This window comes from Streptosporangium fragile, assembly GCF_039534445.1.
GTDB classification, from domain to species: Bacteria; Actinomycetota; Actinomycetes; order Streptosporangiales; family Streptosporangiaceae; genus Streptosporangium; species Streptosporangium fragile.
In genome coordinates this window covers 1-983 of sequence record NZ_BAAAVI010000175.1, presented here as the reverse complement: position 1 = coordinate 983, position 983 = coordinate 1, and the positions used below count along the sequence as shown (strand labels likewise).

Annotated in this window: 1 protein-coding gene; it reads left to right on the top strand. The window is 67.7% G+C overall.

The features are described from left to right. The first annotated feature begins 114 nt into the window (after positions 1-114). Positions 115-963: an IS5 family transposase gene (locus ABD841_RS40495; protein ID WP_344982395.1), complete on the top strand. Its 849-nt coding sequence runs from the start codon at positions 115-117 to the stop codon at positions 961-963. The last annotated feature ends 20 nt before the right edge of the window (positions 964-983 follow it).

Below are 983 nucleotides of genomic sequence, written 5' to 3'. Positions count from 1 at the left end.
AGAGGGCGTCCGGTATGGGAATCCCCCTTTTCGTCCGCTTAGCCGCAGCCGAACGCAGAAGTTTCTCCATCATCTCGCGGACACGGTCAGGCCGCAGGCGGTATCGAGCACGTCATGACCCCACGACGCCGCTACCCCTGTGACCTGACCGATGCCCAGTGGCAGCTGATCGAGCCGTTCGTCTCCGCCTGGCGCGCCACCCGCGCCGGCGGGCGGACCCCCACCACGGACCTGCGCGAGGTGGTCAACGCGATCCTGTACGTCACCCGCACCGGCATCGCCTGGCGCTACCTGCCACATGACTTCCCACCGCACACCACGGTCTATGACTACTTCACCGCCTGGGAAAGCGACGGCATCGCCGAGCAGATCCACGCCGCCCTGCGCGAGCAGGTCCGCCGCCGCAAGGGCCGGCGCGTGCTGCCCTCGGCGGCCGTCATCGACGCCCAAAGCGTCAAGGCCTCTCCCAACGCCCCCGAGACCACCCAGGGCTACGACGCGGGCAAGCGGATCAAGGGCCGCAAGCGCCATATCGCCACCGACACCCTCGGCCTGCTGCTGGTGGTGCTCATCACGGCCGCCTCCGTCCAGGATTCCACCGGTGGCAAGCAGGTCCTGGATCATCTGCACGCGCACTTTCCCGGGGTGAGCAAGGTCTGGGCCGACGGCGGCTACAAAAACGGCGCCGTGGCCCATGGCGCCGCTTTGGGCATCGATGTGGAACTCGTGCAGCGCGATCCGCAGGTCAAGGGCTTCGCCGTGCAGCCTCGGCGCTGGATCGTCGAGCAGACCCTGGGAATCTTGGCCCGCTACCGTCGGCTGCACCGCGATTATGAGACCCATCCCGAACGCTCCCGGGCCATGGTGCACTGGGCGATGATCGGCACGCTCTCCCATCGCCTGACCGGCACACCGGTGCGATTCCGGCGAAACACCCTCCCGAAACAGGACGCGTCAGCCTAAACCCCTACCGGACGCCCTCT

Coding starts and splice junctions, on each gene's coding strand:
- ABD841_RS40495 (WP_344982395.1), top strand. CDS start 115: ATGACCCCACGACGCCGCTACCCCTGTGACCTGACCGATGCCCAGTGG.